General features: G+C 53.9%; 19 protein-coding genes. 6 read left to right on the top strand and 13 right to left on the bottom strand.

The window, feature by feature from the left end:
* Positions 1-3: 3 nt before the first annotated feature.
* Together N9C89_RS07405 and N9C89_RS07400 are read right to left on the bottom strand one after the other, a co-directional pair.
* Positions 4-1,236 carry a multidrug effflux MFS transporter gene (locus tag N9C89_RS07405; RefSeq protein WP_263953191.1) on the bottom strand — a complete coding sequence of 411 codons (1,233 nt, stop codon included), beginning with the start codon at positions 1,234-1,236 and terminating at the stop codon, positions 4-6.
* A 107-nt stretch (positions 1,237-1,343) separates the two neighbouring features.
* The gene (locus tag N9C89_RS07400) at positions 1,344-2,006 is read right to left on the bottom strand and encodes a DsbA family oxidoreductase (protein WP_263953190.1); all 663 of its coding nucleotides are present in this window, start codon (positions 2,004-2,006) and stop codon (positions 1,344-1,346) included.
* Positions 2,007-2,236: 230 nt separating this feature from the next.
* On the opposite strand from N9C89_RS07400, the gene N9C89_RS07395 reads away from it, so the two are divergent.
* On the top strand, positions 2,237-2,857 hold the full coding sequence (locus N9C89_RS07395; RefSeq protein WP_263953189.1) for a helix-turn-helix domain-containing protein: 621 nt from the start codon (positions 2,237-2,239) through the stop codon (positions 2,855-2,857).
* A gap of 100 nt (positions 2,858-2,957) precedes the next feature.
* On the opposite strand, the gene N9C89_RS07390 is transcribed toward N9C89_RS07395, so the two are convergent.
* Positions 2,958-3,071, bottom strand: coding sequence for an entericidin EcnA/B family protein (locus N9C89_RS07390; protein WP_263953188.1), 114 nt, complete (start codon positions 3,069-3,071; stop codon positions 2,958-2,960).
* A gap of 2 nt (positions 3,072-3,073) precedes the next feature.
* A complete protein-coding gene (locus tag N9C89_RS07385; protein WP_263953187.1) occupies positions 3,074-4,894 on the bottom strand; it encodes an extracellular solute-binding protein in 1,821 nt (606 codons plus the stop codon).
* 333 nt (positions 4,895-5,227) lie between these two features.
* Between N9C89_RS07385 and N9C89_RS07380 the strand changes: the two genes are divergently transcribed.
* Positions 5,228-6,001, top strand: coding sequence for a 3-hydroxybutyrate dehydrogenase (locus tag N9C89_RS07380; protein WP_263953186.1), 774 nt, complete (start codon positions 5,228-5,230; stop codon positions 5,999-6,001).
* 55 nt (positions 6,002-6,056) lie between these two features.
* Here the strand turns inward: N9C89_RS07380 and N9C89_RS07375 are convergent, their stop codons facing one another.
* The 3 genes from N9C89_RS07375 to N9C89_RS07365 all read right to left on the bottom strand — a co-directional run bounded on the left by N9C89_RS07375 (position 6,057) and on the right by N9C89_RS07365 (position 8,699).
* Complete coding sequence (locus N9C89_RS07375) at positions 6,057-6,806, bottom strand: DUF502 domain-containing protein (protein ID WP_263953185.1); 750 nt, start codon at positions 6,804-6,806, stop codon at positions 6,057-6,059.
* A gap of 73 nt (positions 6,807-6,879) precedes the next feature.
* Positions 6,880-7,797, bottom strand: coding sequence for a pseudouridine-5'-phosphate glycosidase (locus tag N9C89_RS07370; protein ID WP_263953184.1), 918 nt, complete (start codon positions 7,795-7,797; stop codon positions 6,880-6,882).
* Positions 7,794-8,699 carry a PfkB family carbohydrate kinase gene (locus tag N9C89_RS07365; protein ID WP_263953183.1) on the bottom strand — a complete coding sequence of 302 codons (906 nt, stop codon included), beginning with the start codon at positions 8,697-8,699 and terminating at the stop codon, positions 7,794-7,796. Before N9C89_RS07365 ends, N9C89_RS07370 begins: the two co-directional genes overlap by 4 nt.
* A 150-nt stretch (positions 8,700-8,849) precedes the next feature.
* On the opposite strand from N9C89_RS07365, the gene N9C89_RS07360 reads away from it, so the two are divergent.
* Positions 8,850-9,566: a DUF2461 domain-containing protein gene (locus tag N9C89_RS07360; RefSeq protein WP_263953182.1), complete on the top strand. Its 717-nt coding sequence runs from the start codon at positions 8,850-8,852 to the stop codon at positions 9,564-9,566.
* A gap of 2 nt (positions 9,567-9,568) precedes the next feature.
* Here N9C89_RS07360 and N9C89_RS07355 read toward each other — a convergent pair whose 3' ends face one another.
* A complete protein-coding gene (locus tag N9C89_RS07355) occupies positions 9,569-9,904 on the bottom strand; it encodes a cupin domain-containing protein (RefSeq protein ID WP_263953181.1) in 336 nt (111 codons plus the stop codon).
* A 233-nt stretch (positions 9,905-10,137) separates the two neighbouring features.
* On the opposite strand from N9C89_RS07355, the gene rpsB reads away from it, so the two are divergent.
* Both rpsB and tsf read left to right on the top strand, forming a co-directional pair.
* Entirely contained in the window at positions 10,138-10,896 is a 759-nt protein-coding gene (gene rpsB, locus N9C89_RS07350) for a 30S ribosomal protein S2 (RefSeq protein WP_263953180.1), read from the top strand.
* 88 nt (positions 10,897-10,984) lie between these two features.
* A complete protein-coding gene (gene tsf, locus N9C89_RS07345; RefSeq protein WP_263953179.1) occupies positions 10,985-11,860 on the top strand; it encodes a translation elongation factor Ts in 876 nt (291 codons plus the stop codon).
* Positions 11,861-12,351: 491 nt separating this feature from the next.
* Here the strand turns inward: tsf and N9C89_RS07340 are convergent, their stop codons facing one another.
* Together N9C89_RS07340 and aroQ are read right to left on the bottom strand one after the other, a co-directional pair.
* Positions 12,352-13,095 (bottom strand): helix-turn-helix transcriptional regulator, encoded by a 744-nt coding sequence (locus tag N9C89_RS07340; RefSeq protein ID WP_263953178.1) that lies wholly within the window; start codon positions 13,093-13,095, stop codon positions 12,352-12,354.
* Positions 13,096-13,099: 4 nt separating this feature from the next.
* Complete coding sequence (gene aroQ / locus N9C89_RS07335) at positions 13,100-13,549, bottom strand: type II 3-dehydroquinate dehydratase (RefSeq protein ID WP_263953177.1); 450 nt, start codon at positions 13,547-13,549, stop codon at positions 13,100-13,102.
* A gap of 378 nt (positions 13,550-13,927) precedes the next feature.
* Between aroQ and N9C89_RS07330 the strand changes: the two genes are divergently transcribed.
* Positions 13,928-15,055, top strand: coding sequence for a protein-glutamate methylesterase/protein-glutamine glutaminase (locus tag N9C89_RS07330; protein WP_263953176.1), 1,128 nt, complete (start codon positions 13,928-13,930; stop codon positions 15,053-15,055).
* A 21-nt stretch (positions 15,056-15,076) separates the two neighbouring features.
* Here the strand turns inward: N9C89_RS07330 and phoB are convergent, their stop codons facing one another.
* From phoB to pstB, 3 genes are read right to left on the bottom strand one after another with little or no spacing between them, the layout of a single operon-like run.
* A complete protein-coding gene (phoB, locus tag N9C89_RS07325) occupies positions 15,077-15,766 on the bottom strand; it encodes a phosphate regulon transcriptional regulator PhoB (protein ID WP_263953175.1) in 690 nt (229 codons plus the stop codon).
* Positions 15,767-15,771: 5 nt separating this feature from the next.
* Complete coding sequence (gene phoU / locus N9C89_RS07320) at positions 15,772-16,485, bottom strand: phosphate signaling complex protein PhoU (RefSeq protein ID WP_263953174.1); 714 nt, start codon at positions 16,483-16,485, stop codon at positions 15,772-15,774.
* 9 nt (positions 16,486-16,494) lie between these two features.
* Positions 16,495-17,292: a phosphate ABC transporter ATP-binding protein PstB gene (pstB, locus tag N9C89_RS07315; protein WP_263953173.1), complete on the bottom strand. Its 798-nt coding sequence runs from the start codon at positions 17,290-17,292 to the stop codon at positions 16,495-16,497.
* Positions 17,293-17,302 lie beyond the last annotated feature (10 nt).

Raw genomic sequence — 17,302 nt, 5'->3', positions numbered from 1 at the left:
AACTTAGGCCTGTTTTCTGGGCTTGAGTTGTGTTCCCAACGGATCATCCACGGGGCGGGGCCCGAGATAAATCATCAGCGCCACGCTGGTGATCACACAGCAGAAGACCGTGACCGCAAGCGCGCGCGGCGTGCCGTCAAACATCTGTGTTGCGGGGATACCAATAAACCCGGCCGCGACGGTGGAAACACCCGCGACAATCGACGAGGTGATCCCCGCGATGTGGCCCATTGGCTCGAGCGCGAGGGTTGTGAGGTTGCCCATCAGGAAGCCGAGGATAAGGAAGCAAGACGCCGTCCAAAGGAAGTAGAGCCAGAAAGGCAGTGTTGCAGTAAACACGATAAACAACACGACGGACGTGAACGCCAATTGCGCGAGAAGGGCGCGCATGATCATTTTGCGCATCCCCAAATGCACAACGAATTTTGCGTTCAATACGTTTGAGGTCGAGCTGATGAGCGCAATCAGGAAGAACCAGCGCGGGAAGCTTTCGGCTTTGTCATAGGTCATCTCGAAAATCGGTTGCACCGAAGAGATACAGGAAAACAGAAAGCCCATCACCAGCGTTTGCACAGCCATAGAAATGACCACGATCCGGTTGCTCATCATCTCTTTGATGGCGCTGAAATATGTGCCAAACCCGAGTTTGCGCGTGTTTTCAGGTGTGAGTGTTTCCGGCTGGCGCAGGGCCATCCATGTCCCGACTGTAAGCGCAAATAGTGCGAACACCGCAAAGAGCGAGCGCCACCCCAGCCCCTCAATCACGAACTGGCCGACAAGCGGCGCAACAGCAGGGACCAGCATAAAGACCGTCATGGCAATCGACATGATTTTTGCCATTTGCGGGCCTTCGAATTGGTCACGTACCAGCGCGAGTGTCGCGACGCGCGGCCCCGCAACGCCGAAGCCCTGAAGCAAGCGCGCCAGAAGCAGCACTTCGAGAGACGCGGAAAAATATGCTATGATCGAGCCGGCAAAATATATCCCGATGCCGCCAAGGATCACTGGCCGCCGCCCGAATGCATCACTTAACGCGCCCGTCAGGAATGTGCCTATTCCCATGCCGATTACAAAGATAATCACCACAAACATGATACGGTTTGGCGCTTCGGGTGTCAGGTCTTGGCCCATGGTGGGCAGACCAGGCAACATCGCGTCAATCGAGAAGGCGATCATCGCGAAAAGCATAGCAATAAGGCAGACGAATTCCCATTGCGGGAGACGTTTAGTCGGCATGTCAGGAGCTTTCATAGCGGACGGAAAGTGTCCGCCGCCCAATGTGCCGGTTTGGCGCTGATTGTCCAGAGCCCCACGAAAAAATTCTCGTGTTGGCAAAAAGCGGCTTAGTTCTTGGTGCTGGCTTCGGCTTCGGCAGTGAGTTGCTCGTTGATTTCCGAGATAACTTTTGCCCAAGTTTCAGGGGGTTGCGCACCGGGAACGGCGTGTTGCTGGGCAACGATAAAGCAGGGAACGCCTGATACGCCCATCTTGCGGCTGTGGGCGTCACGTTCGCGGATGTCTTCGATATCCTGATCGCCCTCAAGCAAACGGCGCACAACAGCTGCGTCCATTCCAACACCATCGGCAATATCGGCCAATACATCTATGTCGCTAATATCGCGTCCGTCGACGAAATACGCGCCAAATAGAGCGGAAACCACAGGTGTCTGTTTGCCTTCAAGCCCGGCCCAATGGATTAGGCGGTGGGCGTTGATCGTGCTGGGAGTGGTTTTGATCAGGTCGAGGTTGATCTCAAGCCCTGCGGCCTCGGCGGCCTCGACAACGGGTGCATACGCGGTCAGCGCGCCTTCTTTGCCACCGAATTTCGTTTCAAGATATTCGCGACGATCCATACCGCCTTCGGGCATGTCAGGGTTAAGCTGGAACGGGTGCCACTCTATTGTGAACGGATGGTCTGGATTGGCCTCAAGTGCTTTGTCGAGGTTGGCTTTGCCGATATAGCACCACGGGCAGATCGGGTCGGAGATGATATCAAGACGGACCATAACAGGCTCCTCGGGTATGAATTCTTGCGCAGTCGGTCTGCGCGGGGTTGGGCAACCCCTAACAGAGCTTTGACGCTAAAGTAAACGCGGATTGGCCGAAGTCGCTGTGCATTGCGTGTAAATTCGCCGTGAGTGCCTGAGTGTTCTGGTCTGTGTCTACGCGTGTTTGCACGTGTGTATCTTGCTCGCATGGCGTGACCACTCTATAGGAAGGGCAAGAGAGGGACGGCATGAGCGAAAAACAGACCAGCATAATCCGCATTGCCCGTGAAAGCGGCGCGGAAACCCATGTAGAGCCGCTGAACCTCGGCGAACGCGTGCGCGACCTGCGCAAATCACGAAACTGGACTCTGGAACAGGCCGCGAAACAGGCGGGGCTTGCGCGCTCGACTTTGTCTAAAATTGAGAACGGGCAAATGTCTCCCACCTATGAGGCGCTAAAGAAGCTGGCCGAGGGTTTGGAGATTTCGGTGCCGCAATTGTTCACCGCGCCGAGCAAAGCGCAAGTGAACGGCCGTATCGCCGTGACAAAGTTTGGTGAGGGGGAAGCACATGCCACCGCGACTTATGAACATGAGTTGCTTGCTGGTGCGCTGACCAAGAAACAGATGCTGCCGTATCGCGCCACCGTGCGCGCGCGGGACGTGAGCGAGTTCAATGGCTGGGTGCGCCATGACGGCGAAGAATTCCTCTATGTGCTGACCGGCGTGGTGCAGCTTTATACAGAGTTTTATGAACCCGTAGAGTTGCGTCGCGGGGACAGTGCCTATTACGACGCGTCGATGGGGCATAATGTTGTGTCGACATCGGCGGAGGACGCGATGATCCTCTGGGTGACATCGCTGACCTGACACGGTTTTAACAGTATTTTCCAGAAAAAAGGCGCCCCGAAACCGGAGCGCCATTTGTTTTCTTCTTCACCTATAGAGGTGCTGTTATAAGGCTGCGGCCCTAGAGGGCGGCGTCAACCGCACGCGCGCCTGACGAGATATCTTGGCCAATCCCATCAACAGTTGCACAAGCGGAAAGTGCCAGCAACGCGGCGCAAACAGCAGCAATTTTCATCTTTATTCCTCCATCCACCAGACGTCTGGTTGGTACATGATCCAATCGCCGTAAATCGGCACGTGCTCTGGATATTTCAAACGACTGTCGTGAGCAATACGGGCGATGTTGGAATAGCTGAAGGGTATGACATATCGGCCAGATGTCAGGATCCGATCAAGCGCGCGAACGGCTGCGACAAAATCATCCTGGCTCGGCGCGTTGAGCATCGCGTCAATCATCGCTTCGGCGGCTGGAACATCCATGCCCATCCAGTTGCGCGATCCTGGTGCCTCGACACCTTCGCTACCCCAGTAATTATACTGTTCGTTGCCCGGCGAGAGCGACAGACCGCGGCGGTAATAGGCCATGTCGAAATCATAGATCTGTGTGCGCTCCTTGAGCTCGGCGGAATCCACACGGCTTAGGGTGGCGTCAATGCCGAGCGGTTGTAAGGCCTCGACATAGAGGTTGCCAATCCGCTCATTGGATTTGTCGCCAGCGTTTATGACAATCTCGAATTGGAATGGTTCTCCGGCGGCATTTTGCATTTTACCGTCTTTGATTTCCCAACCGGCTTCTTTGAACAATCCCAGAGCTGTTCGAACGTTCTTGCGGTTGGCAAGGCTGCCGTCCGAAACGGGCAGGGTGTAGCCCTCGATCGTGCCGGGCAGGAGATCATCAGCGTAGGGTTCAAGCAACTCGGCTACTTTGCCCTCGGCAGGACCATCTTTCATGCCCAAAGGGGAGTTATCAAAATAGGAGGTGATGCGGGGAAGGGTGCCGCCAGACACCGTATCGTTGATCGCCTCGAAGTTGAACAGCGTGATCAGTGCCTCGCGAACGCGCCAGTCTTTGAATTGGTCGCGGCGCGTGTTCATCACAAAGCCGGTAATGCCAGTTGGGCGTTGATGGGCGATTTCGGATTTCACGAATTTGCCGGAGGTGATGGCGGGGAAGTCATAGTTTTCTTCCCACTTCGCGGCATTGGTTTCGCGGAAGCTGGTGAGGATACCAGCCTTGAACGCTTCAAACATCACTGACCCGTCGAGATAAAACTCCATTCGGATTTCATCGAGGTTGGCGCGGCCCTTATTCACAGGAAGGTCTTTGCCCCAGTAATCAGGGTTCCGTACCAGCGAGACATATTTACCCGGTTCAAAGTCACCGACCTGATAGGGGGCGGTTGTGATCGGGATGATGTCAAAGCCGCCTTGATTGAATTCTTTGCCGTCCCACTGCGCTTTCTTCAGGATTGGACGCATGCCCATGATCAGGGCAAGTTCGCGGTCCGGTTCCTTGAAGGTAAAGCGGACTGTGCGCTCATCTATGGCTTCGGCTTTTTCGACCTTGGACCACGCGCCAAGATACCGAGGATGGCCAACACCAGCCGTGCCGAGAGTCTCGTATGACCAGATCACATCCTCGACCGTGACGGGGCTTCCGTCGGCGAATCGTGCTTCGGGCCGAAGGGTGAATTGAACCCAATCGCGCTCTTCCGAGGTCTCCACCGATTCGGCGAGGAGGCCATAAAGCGTGAAAGGCTCGTCCCAAGAGCGCGCCATCAAGCTCTCGTAAGCATAAAACCGAAGCATCCACGGAACGCGTGATTTCGCGATATGCGGATTGAGGCTGTCAAAGCTTCCGCCTTCGCCCAGAACGATTTTTCCGCCTTTGGGAGCGTTAGCGTTCACATAGGGCAGAGACACAAAATCATGTGGTAGTGCGGGTTCTCCATACATAGAGATGCCATGCTTTGGCTCTGCATTTGCGAATCCCGTGGCAAAAACCAGCGAAATCGCCCCCATGAACCGACCTGCTGTTTGGAATAAATCTAGTCTCATTATGGCAACAATCCCTCTCTGCCCTTTTTTATATGAGGCTCAGCCTACGCATGCTTTCTAGGTTTTTCAAACTTTTAGCTTGGAAGGTGGCGAGGATTTGCGTATAAAGAGGTTACTGCTCGATAGGTTTCTTGCCTGTATGAAACCTGCCTCAATAACTTAACGCCAGCTTCGTGCTGGCGTTTTTTTTGTCCGGCAGTATAGCAATTCCTCTCAAATGCTCTGCCTTGATCTCCGCTTCAAATTTCCCGTTGCCGAAGTTTTCGTTGCTGTGCATTGTGCAGATGCAGAAAACCTCTGCGTTATCGTATTTCACACACCGAGGAGCCGCCCATGTCGCTTGCTGGAAAAACCGCCGTTATCACCGGATCAAACTCGGGCATTGGCCTTGGTGTTGCGATCGAGTTGGCGCGGTCGGGAGCGGATGTTGTTCTTAACTCTTTCACTGACCGCGACGAGGACCATGCGATCGCGGCTAAGATTGCGGAAGATCACGGCGTGAACGCACGCTATATCGCGGCGGATATGTCAAGCGCCACAGATTGCCGCGCGTTGATCGAGAAGGCAGGGCGCTGCGATATTCTGGTGAACAACGCCGGCATTCAGCATGTCGAGGCGATTGACAAATTCCCGATTGAAAAGTGGGACGCGATTATCGCGATTAATCTAAGTTCGGTATTTCACACAACAGCAGCAGCTTTGCCGACGATGCGTGAAGCGGGCTGGGGGCGTGTGGTGAATATTGCTTCTGCGCATGGATTGACGGCCTCGCCTTTCAAAGGTGCTTATGTCGCGGCAAAGCACGGTGTGGTCGGGTTTACCAAAACCACTGCACTGGAGACCGCAGAGGAGCCGATTACCTGTAACGCAATTTGCCCAGGATATGTTTTGACGCCACTCATTGAAGCACAGATACCAGATCAGATGGCAGCGCATAACATGGACCGCGATACCGTCGTGCGCGAGGTGATGCTCGAGCGTCAGCCTAGCCGTGAATTCGCGACGGTAGAACAGCTCGGCGGCACCGCAGTATTCCTGTGTAGTGACGCAGCCGCGCAGATTACTGGCACAACCATAAGTGTTGACGGTGGATGGACGGCGCTTTGATCGCGCGGCGCTTCTTTATACTGATTAACTTTGAGATTTGAAGAAAAGGGCGCGCTTAGGCGTCCTTTTTTGTTGTCTCATCGTCATCGCTTCCGGCAATAGTCGGCGCGATGAGAGAATGCTCTTTCACGGCTTTCTCGGCGTCTTTTTTGCTTGGATAGACAAGCCCCGCCGAAATAACCAGTTTTGCGGCGTCCTCGACCGACATCTCGAGTTCGATCACGTCCACTTGCGGTACAAAGAGCAAAAAGCCGGAAGTTGGGTTTGGCGTGGTGGGCAAGAACACCGAGACGATCTTCTGATCATTCAGAATGCGGCTGTTGATTTCGCCCTTGGCGTCGGTCGAGATAAAGCCGATGGCCCAAATACCTTTGCGCGGATATTCGATCAGACAGGCTCGATCAAAGCTTTGATCCGTCTGGGCAAACACGGTCTCCGCGATTTGTTTCAGACCGTTATAGATCGATCTCACAACAGGTGTGCGATCGACCAGATTTTCGGCCCAATGGATGAATGTGCGCCCGATCAACCCCTTGGCCAGCCAGCCAACCAGAACCGCGAAAATCAGGAATATGATGAGCCCGACACCGCGAAGATCAATCCCGATGTATTGCTTCGGGCGGTACTCCATCGGAACAAAGGGAAGAACCCAACCGTCGATCCACCCGACAACAGTCCAGATCAACCAGAGCGTCACCGCAATGGGCGCAATCACAACAATCCCTGTTAGGAAGTTTGCCCGTAGTCCGGCAAAGAACCCGCGCCGCTTGGGCTTTGGGTTAAGATCATCCTGAAGGTTGTGCATTGGTCTTCCCGAGTTGGTTACAAAGTAGGGGCTTTGGTGGGCCGCTACAATGTGGGCGTGGCAGTCCTTTGGTTTATTTTGCCTGTTTGCGCATTTCGCAAGCGATTTCAGCCGCCAAACGTGCGTTATTAAGCACTAGTGCGATATTTGCCGTAAGCGAACGACCTTCCGTCAGTTCGAAAATCCGCTGAAGCAGGAAGGGCGTGACGCCCTTTGCGGCAATGCCTTGCGCGTCGGCCTCTTCCAAGGCTTGCGCAATCACGGGAGCCAAAACATCCGCGGGGATTTCGTCATTTGCCGGAATGGGGTTGGCAACGAGTTGTCCGCCCTTGAGGCCAATCGCGGTGCGGGTGATCTGGGCGCGGGCGATTTCTGCGGCTGTATCCATACGCAGAGGCGCGGCCATATCGGATGTGCGCGACCAGAAGGCAGGGAGCGTATCTTGGCCATAGGCAATGACGGGCACGCCGAGTGTTTCCAAAACCTCGAAGGTTTTCGGCAGGTCAAGGATGGCCTTCGCGCCCGCCGCCACGACAGTCACGGCAGTTTCGGAGAGTTCGCGGAGGTCGGCGGAAATGTCGAAGCTCTCTTCCGCTCCTTTGTGAACGCCGCCGATGCCGCCTGTCGCGAAAACGGTGATGCCCGCAAGATGCGCTGCGATCATCGTCGCTGCAACGGTTGTTGCACCATAGCCGCCACGGGCCAATACCACGGCCATATCGGCGCGGCTAACTTTGGCAACGTCTTTGGCTTGGGCCAACTCCTGAAGCTCATCCGCTGTTAAGCCGATGTGGATGCGCCCGTTCATTACGGCGATTGTGGCCGGTGTTGCGCCGTTTTCGCGAATGGTTGCTTCGACCATCTCTGCGGTTTCGACATTTTGCGGATAAGGCATGCCGTGGGTGATGATCGTGCTTTCCAGAGCGACGATTGGTGTGCCAGCATCGCGGGCTTTGGCGACTTCGGGAGAGAAGGCGAGGGGGAGGGTCATTGGGCGGTTTCTCCTGAAACATAGAGTGCAGCGGCTTTTAGTGCGGCGGTTAGGGCGTCTGGTCGTGGTGACTTGCGCAATTCCTGCACCATATGGGCCGCCATGAAGGTATCGCCCGCACCGGTAACGCGCGTCACAAGGACTTGCGGTGGTGTGGCGGTATGAACGGTGTCTGCTGTGGCATCGGCGGCGAGATTGCCTCCATCGGTAACCAGCGCGCGAGCCGCACCGCGTTCGCAAAGCGTGCGGGCTGCCGTTTCGGCGCTGTCAAACTCGCGATGGCAAAGCAGGCCGGCTTCCTCAAGGTTCACATAAAGCGTGGCGTGAGCATGGTTCAGCAGCGGCAAAAGGCGTTCGGCCTTGCCCGGGCTGGCTGGCGCAACGCGTAAATCAGCGGCAGCAAAGAGCGGATCGGCAGAGATTTCCTCAAGCAGGCTTCGCGTGAGGTTGCCGTCCAATGCGATTGTGCCGTTATACGGCGTCGAAGCACTGCCGAGGCGGCCATCTCTGAGCGGGCGCAGGATTTTGTCTCCAGCAGCTTCAAGACTATGGGCGTCGGCAATCGCGGCGATGAGGCCGTTCGCGCCTTCAACAGCCATATAGCGGTCTGTTGGCAGGTCAGCGGAATGATAGACGAAATCGGTGTTGATCCCGAGGCTACGGGCGGCGGCCAAAAGCTCTTCGCCCTCGGCATCCCGACCAACCGCCGTAAGCACGGCTGGCGTTTCGCCGAAACGTGTTAGCGTCATGGCGATGTTCATCGCAACTCCGCCGGGCAAACGCGTGATGCGGCCCGGTACATCAGAGCCAACACGCATCGAGTGGTTCGCGCGGCCGATCACATCCCAGAGGACGCTGCCAATGGCGAGGATTTGGGGCAGGGGAGCGGTTTCTTGTGTCATAGGGCTTTGTCGCGATTTGAAGCGGAGGGAGCAAGCGAATTTACATGCGTTTGTCAGGAGAGGTGCTGTTTCTCTGTGTTTTTCGTCGCAATTTACGTTGCGGCTGGCGTAAAGTCGGCTGAGATTTTTGGGAATTGAAAGGAACGGATTGTGTTCAGCGGGTTTTCTCCGGAGCTTTTTGAGTTCTTGCGCGAGCTGGAGCAGAACAACTCTAAAGATTGGTTCGACGCCAACCGTAAAACCTACGAGTTTCACTTCAAACAAGCAGCGCAGGACTTCATCGCAGCTATTTCTCCAAAGATGGCTGCGCTTCAGCCGCCACTGCAGGCCATTCCCAAGGTCAATGGATCACTGCGGCGGATCAATCGGGATATACGTTTTTCAAAGGACAAAACACCCTATCACCCGCACATGCATTTGGTCTTTTGGGCCGGAGATCACCCGAACCGCTCTGCGGGGATGCATTTCGTATTAAAAGGCAATGGGCTCGGGTTTGGTGCAGGGTATTTCGGCATGGTGCCCGTTGTCTTGGCGCGTTATCGCAAAGCGGTTTGTGATGATGACGCGCGACAAAACCTTGAAGCGGCGCTTGCAGCCGCCGCCGACGCGGGAAGCAAACTAGAGCCACCAAGCCTCGCGCGGGTACCTCGTGGATTGGCCACGTATGGGCCAGAAGCCGAGTTTCTCAAGCATAAGGCAATCGTCGCGCGCACCTTTGATGATGTACCTTATGGCACATGGATCAAAGATGGCGACGAGACGATTGCGCAGTTCATGGCGCTGACCAAGGCGCATATGCCTTTAATCTCGTGGCTCGCGGATCTGGACGGGCCGGAAAACGGCTCTGCTCCGGATGTGCCGCGATAGCACTAGCCGCGAATGGGATAGCGGTCCGGCTCCTCGAATACATCAATAGCCTCGGTGCCGGCCTTGATTTCGCCACCGTGGGATACACCGCTTGGAATGTTATATGTGTCACCCGGGCGGTAAGTTTTGGTGTCTTCGCCAATTGTTAAGGTTGCTTCACCCTTAATGATGGTGCCCCATTGCCCCTTGTGCGCGTGCATTGGCAGTGTGAAATCTTCGTGAAAGGTAAAGAACACAACCAGCCCTGCATCCGAGCGGATTGCCTTGCAGGTCACCACATCTGTGGAAAACGGCACATCAAGATCAGGGAAGTTTTGAACAAACTCGGGAAATAGCATAGCGACTCCAAACTAAGGCGCAAAATGGCGCGAACTCTGTTGGGATAGCATGAATTTGCGCGATTGCGCGGTTTTCCTGCGGGATGTGCTTGCCAAGCCCTAAAACCTCATGTACACGCGCGGCACTTCACAGGCGAAGCTAGGGCCAAACGGGGAGACATCCCGCTAGGTCCACCGGTTGGGCATATGCCCTCAATGGTTTCGCTCAGGATAAACCGGAAAGGATATAAAGCATGGCGCTTCCTGATTTTACCATGCGGCAGCTTCTTGAAGCTGGCGTTCACTTTGGTCACCAAACTCCCCGCTGGAACCCACGGATGGCTCCGTACATCTATGGTTCGCGTAACGGCATCCATATTCTCGACCTGACGCAAACTGTTCCAATGCTGGACCAGGCGCTTCAAGTTGTTCGTGATACAACTGCTAAAGGTGGCCGCGTTCTTTTCGTTGGCACAAAGCGTCAGGCACAAAAGCCTATCGCTGAAGCTGCAGAGAAATCCGCGCAATATTACATGAACCACCGTTGGCTCGGCGGCACACTGACGAACTGGAAAACCGTTTCCAACTCGATCAACCGCCTGAAGTCCTATGACGAGAAGCTCGAGACAGGCGCAGAAGGCCTGACTAAGAAAGAGCGCCTCGGCATGGAGCGTCAGCAAGAGAAACTGCAAGCCAGCCTTGGCGGTATCCGCGAAATGGGCGGTGTTCCTGATCTTCTGTTCGTCATCGACGTAAACAAAGAGCAGCTTGCTATCGCTGAAGCTAACAAGCTTGGCATTCCTGTTGTTGCGGTTGTTGATACAAACTGCTCGCCTGACGGTGTTGACTATGTCATCCCAGGCAACGACGACGCGTCCCGCGCGATCGCACTCTACACAGACCTCGTTGCTCGCGCAGCTCTCGACGGTATGACAGCCCAGCTCGGTGCAGCTGGTGTTGACCTCGGCGAGATGGAAGAAGCGCCTGTTGAGGAAGCTGTTGCCGAGGCTTAAGCCCGGATCGACAGGTATCTGATCTCAGGGCGCGTGGGTAACTCCGCGCGCCCGACCACTTACAAGATTATTGATGAGGAGAGCCGATATGGCGATCACTGCTGCAATGGTAAAAGAGCTGCGCGATTCAACAGGCGCAGGCATGATGGATGCAAAAAAAGCGCTGACAGAGAGCGCCGGTGACATGGAAGCCGCCGTTGATTGGCTGCGCACAAAGGGTCTTGCAAAGGCCGCCAAAAAATCCGGTCGTACGGCTGCTGAAGGCCTCGTTGCTGTTTCCGTAAAAGACGGCAAAGGTGTTGCTGTTGAAGTTAACTCCGAAACAGACTTCGTTGCGAAGAACGCTGAATTCCAAACAATGGTTGGCAACATCGCAGAAGCTGCGCACAACGTTGCCTCTGTTGAAGAGCTTCTCAAAGCTGAAATCGATGGCAAGTCTGTTGCTGACATCGTGACCGACAAAGTTGCGACAATCGGTGAGAACATGACTGTACGCCGCATGGCCGATATCGAAGGCGATGTTGTTGCGTCTTATGTTCACAATGCTGCCGCTGACGGCATGGGCAACATCGGTGTTCTCGTTGCGCTGAAAGGTGGCGACGAAGCTCTCGGTAAACAAATCGCAATGCACGTTGCCGCTGCGAACCCACAGGCGCTTTCCGAAGAGTCGCTGGACCCAGCTGTTGTTGAAAAAGAGCGTAACGTTCAGATCGAGATCGCCCGTGAGTCCGGCAAGCCGGAGCAGGTTATCGAAAAGATGATCGTTGGCCGCATGAAAAAGTTCCTCGCAGAAGTTACGCTTCTGGGTCAGGACTTCGTCATCAACCCTGACGTCACTGTTGGCCAAGCGGCTAAAGACGCGGGTGCGGAGATCGTTGGTTTTGTTCGCCTCGCCGTTGGTGAAGGTATCGAAAAAGCCGAAGAAGATTTCGCTGCTGAAGTCATGAAAACCGCTAAAGCCTAAGGTTTTCTGATTTTCTAGAAAAAGCGTCGTGCCGGTCATTCGGCGCGGCGTTTTTCTTTGTCCAATGTGTTTTGGGGTACTTTGATACCGAATCGCCTTAGGCAAAAGCTTCGCAGTGAATTTCATCAAACTATCTTAAGTTGCGCGAACGGGTAGGGCGCAGGACACGCGTTCTCGTGTTGCATGAAATCGCAGCTACTCAAGTCCCTAAAAATGAAAAACAGCACAGGTTTGGGCAAAAACCTGTGCTGTTTCAATGCTTTAGTTGGCTGATGGGGATGTGCCAATGCAGCAAATCCACCTCGAGGAAGGTGGGCTCGTAGAGCGGCGTAAGGTTGCTTAAAGAAGCCGACCATCCCTGTAATTGCAGGGTGGCCGACCCTAATGCTCCTGGCTGTAATAGCCGTCACTCACGGAACATCCCATTAATTGCGCGAATTCGATCGAGACGAAAGTAGGGAAAACCTTACCTTTTGCAGATACGGGCCGAATTAGGACTTGTTCACGTATATTTGATTCTGAAGAGATGCTTTCAGAACGGCTTGTGTTGTCGTTTCGACGTCTAACGCCTGTCTGGCAAGGCGCAAATGCTTCTCAACTGTCGCTGGGGTGAGGCCGACGATCGTTGCAATGTCTTGTGCCGTTTTACCTTCGCCAACCCATTCCAATACCTCTCTTTGACGCTTGGTTAATCGTGCGCGGCCATAGCTGTGCGGCATGCTTATGACGCGGAAATGGAAGATATTGCTAAACAGGCTGATCTCGCGACCATGGCGCTCCCAGATCTCGTCGACTTCATCCTGTGTTAGGCCTTCGACCGCGATCAGAGATTGCGCCGCGCGCTCACGGGTGAGTTGGCATCGAAATGCGATCGTATAGCCGGCTGTGACAGCCGCATTGTTGCAGAATTCAATGACTTCGATTTCTTCAGGAGTTAGCTTCTCTGGGTCGTGCCGAACCGCACCCCAGCTACACGCACCAACGTTGGAATTTGCCCATTTTGCCATGGGAGCACGTAAGTAATAGCCTTCATACATAAAGGGCAGGGTGAACGAGTCGGGAAGGTTGCTCAGAAACATAATGTCTTCTGGAGCGCCGACAAACTCTTCGGTCCAAAACCGTGTAAACCCGTAGATCACCCGATCAAAGCCATACTCGGCCATCTTAGCCGTATGCAGCTTCCAGATGTCATCGGTGCAATGCGTGTTAACGAGGGCTTCGATATGGCTGATCATGGCTTCAGCTTGGTGGTTTTTGAGTAAGATGGCTCAGCATCGCATCCATACTCAAAAGATAGCCCGCAGACCCAAAGCCGCAAATCTGGCCAAGCGCAACTGGCGCAATATGCGAGACATGACGGAAACTTTCTCGCGCGTGGATATTTGAGAGATGCAACTCGATCACCGGAAGCTCGACCGAAGAGATCGCGTCACGCAGTGCAACCGACGTATGCGTATAGGCGCCAGCGTTTAGGATGATACCAGCATGCGTTCCACGCGATTCATGGATAAGATCAACCAAAGTGCCTTCATGATTGGATTGCGCAAATGCAAGTTCAATGCCGAGATCAGCAGCTTTGTCACGGCAACGCGCTTCGATGTCCGCGAGCGTTTCGGAGCCGTAGACTTCGGGTTGACGTGTGCCGAGCAAGTTCAGGTTCGGGCCGTTGAGTATGAGAATAGAGTGCATGGTGTCCAACTTTTTGCCCGACGTTAGACTGTATGGATCGTGATTGTCGAATGAATTCTATATGTTGCGCATAAATGCGAATAAGTGTGGTATCGCAGATATTCTTGGATTTCGCATGCATATTATTACCATAATACTGATTATGCGATTATTGTGTGTATATGCTGGGAAGCCTATTCGATAACTGAAACGTATCTCCAGATACGTACTCATGACAGATTTGTTTTTAATTGTAGCCATTTAAACTGCGCAATTAACTTGAATCGCGACCTCGCCAGTAAAAAATAGACAAAGCGTTAAGAGTTTTGCGTAAAGCTTCGAGCAATTGTTACCACTCGTTTAATTCCTCATGGCTGAACAAAACAGAAAACGCAGTTTATGAATAAACCCTATCAGAGTGACCGTTATCGCGTGTTGATCGTTGATGACAGCGTGGTTGTACGCATGGTGCTGAGTAAGCTTCTGTCGGCTGATCCGATGCTTGAAGTGGTTGGCGCCGCCAAAGATGCTCGAGAAGCGCGCGATCTTGTCCGCAGGCTTAATCCGGACGTGATAACACTTGATGTGGAAATGCCAGAGATTGATGGTTTATCGTTTCTGCGCGTTTTGATGAAACACCACCCTCTTCCTGTTGTCATGTGTTCCTCTCTTGTTGGACGTGGTTCCGACATCCTCATACAGGCGCTTGAAGCTGGAGCGTTGGATGCAATCGAAAAACCCAAAATGGGCGCCAAAGAGTTCTTTTTGGAAGCGCAAACACAGATTTGCGATACGGTCAGAGGCGCGGCCATGGCGCGAATTCCAGTGGCCGGTAAACGTCAGGAACGCCGCCGTAGGCCAAGAGATGTTGAGTATGCAGCGCCGAGTCCTGGTAATAAATTAACGGCTGATGCCGTCTTGCCCCCTCGCCCGTTAATTTCTTCACAAACTGCAAAACATCCGAAAATCATTGCAATTGGCGCATCAACTGGTGGTCCTGAGGCGCTGCGAAAATTCCTTGAGACCATGCCTGAAAACACGCCACCAATTGTCGTTGTGCAGCATATGCCCGAAGCATTTACTGGTGCCTTTGCCAATCGACTGAACAAATACTGTAAGGTTGAAGTCGTCGAGGCACAGCATGGGATGGCTTTGACGTCCGGAACCGCGTTCATTGCGCCCGGAGGCAAGCATCTTGCAGTCAAACGATCCGAAAATGTGAACCGTCTACAACTGCTCGATGGTCCGCTCGTTGCGAGGCATCGACCTTCTGCAGATGTATTGTTTCGATCGGTCGCACAACAGTACGGCGCTTCGAGTTGTGGTGTGCTGCTAACAGGTATGGGTGATGACGGTGCGCAAGGTCTGTGTGAACTCCGCCAAACCGGCGCTGTTACTTACGGACAAAGCGAAGAAAGCTGTGTGGTTTATGGCATGCCCAAGGTTGCCAAACAGCTTGGCGGAGTGGCGCATGAATTGCCGCTGATGGAAATACCTGCGGCAATTCAGGATGTGTTAAACTCTTAAGAAATATATAATTACAATAACTTAACCGAGGGCGTAGCCTGCCCCGCGTACTGTTCTGATCAGATCTTCGCCGCCTGATTTTGAAAGAGCTTTTCGCAGGCGGCCAACATGGACATCGACCGTTCGTGTATCGACGTAAATATCACGCCCCCACACCCGATCCAAAAGCTGATCGCGGCTGTACACACGACCGGGTTTTTCCATAAATGTTGCCAAAAGACGAAACTCCGTTGGGCCGAGCTTGACGGGCTCTTCTCCTCGGAACACTTTATGGCTTTCGCTATCAAGTGTGATGTCGTCAAACTCCAGTGTTTGGCCAACGGTGGACGGTCGTGAACGCTTTAGCTGTGTCCGAACGCGCGCCATCAATTCCGCAACGGAATATGGTTTCACCACATAATCGTCTGCGCCAGTTTCCAAGCCACGGACCCGATCAACCTCTTCGCTGCGTGCAGAAAGCATAATCACCGGAATCCCACGTGTTTCACCACGAGACTTCAAGCGGCGGCAAATCTCGATGCCGGAGACATTGGGCAGCATCCAGTCGAGCAGGACCAGATCTGGCAGCTCTTCGCGAACCATCAAAAGCGCTTCTTCGCCGTCGGCCGCGCGCAACACATGATACCCTTCGGCTTCGAGGTTATAAGCCAGAACTTCGCGCTGCGCAGGCTCATCTTCTACAAGTAAAACTGTGGGCTTAGGATTTGCCATGGTTTTTATTCCATTGTTTCAAATGTATAGCTGGTGTTGTCACCCTTCGGGCGCTCTTCGTCAGGGATTTCGCCAGTGACATTATAAATCACCTGCTCTGCAATCGAAGTTGCATGGTCTCCCATACGTTCGATGTTTTTCGCGATGAAGTGTAGGTGCATACATGCAGAAATGTTGCGCGGGTCTTCCATCATGAAGGTCAGGAATTCGCGGAACAACGCATTGTACATCTGGTCGACTTCTTCGTCGCGATCTCTGACATCGATTGCAAGTTCCACGTCCCCTTGAACAAAGGCATCAAGCGCGTCGTGCAGCATGTTTTCGACTTGCCGTCCCATTCTGCGCAATGCGCCTGGGGCGCCTTCGATTACGGGCATCTGCACAAGTGCCGAGGTCCGTTTGCCAAGGTTCTTGGCATAATCCCCTACCCGCTCAAGGTTTCCGGCGAGTTTCATCACGGTCAGGATGGTACGCAAATCGCTCGCTGCGGGCGCGCGGATTGCAATAACGCGGGCGGCTTCGATATTGACTTGCTCTTCGAGCGCGTCAATTGCGGCGTCATTCTTGCGGACTTGCTCGGCAAGCTCCACGTCGCGGGTTTCGAGTGCCTTGGTTGCATCAGAAATCGCAACCTCGACAAGGCCGCCCATCTTCATGATTAGTGCTTGAATTCCTTCAAGATCACGGTCGAATGCGGATAGAATATGTGGGTCGTTCATTGGGTCCTCCTAGCCGATCCGGCCAGTGATATAGCTCTCGGTGCGGGGGTCGGTCGGATTGGTGAATACGTGGTCTGTATCTCCGAGCTCGACAAGATTACCGAGGTGGAAAAATGCGGTTTGCTGGCTGACGCGCGCGGCCTGTTGCATGGAGTGCGTCACGATCACAACCGAGAAATTGGTCCGCAGCCCGTCGATCAACTCCTCGACTTGCGCGGTGGCGATTGGGTCAAGTGCGGAGCATGGCTCGTCCATCAACAAAACCTCGGGGCTAGTCGCGATTGCGCGGGCAATACAAAGGCGCTGCTGCTGACCGCCCGAAAGGCCAGTGCCGGGGGCTTGTAGACGGTCTTTCACTTCGTCCCAAAGTGCGGCTTTGCGAAGGCTGTCTTCGACAATCCCGTCAAGATCAGCTTTCTTGGACGCAAGGCCATGGATGCGCGGGCCATAGGCCACATTGTCATAAATCGATTTCGGGAACGGGTTTGGTTTTTGAAACACCATCCCGACCTTGGCCCGAAGTTGAACAGGGTCTACTTTCGTGTCGTAAATATCCTCGTTATCAAGCAGGATACGCCCCTCAACGCGACAGCTATCGATCGTGTCATTCATGCGGTTCAGGCACCGAAGGAATGTTGATTTCCCACAACCCGATGGGCCGATGAACGCGGTAACTGTGCGCGATTTGATGTCTATGTTTACGTCTTTGATCGCGCGCGTGTCTCCGTAGTAAACGTTGACATTGTTTGCGGCGATTTTGGTTTTTTCGTCCGTCACGGCGCGGTTCTCCAATTGAATATCTTTCATGTCTAACCTC

The sequence above is a fragment of the Halocynthiibacter sp. SDUM655004 genome, from assembly GCF_026015885.1.
Taxonomy (GTDB): domain Bacteria; phylum Pseudomonadota; class Alphaproteobacteria; order Rhodobacterales; family Rhodobacteraceae; genus Falsihalocynthiibacter; species Falsihalocynthiibacter halioticoli.
This window is presented reverse-complemented; position numbering and strand designations above follow the sequence as displayed.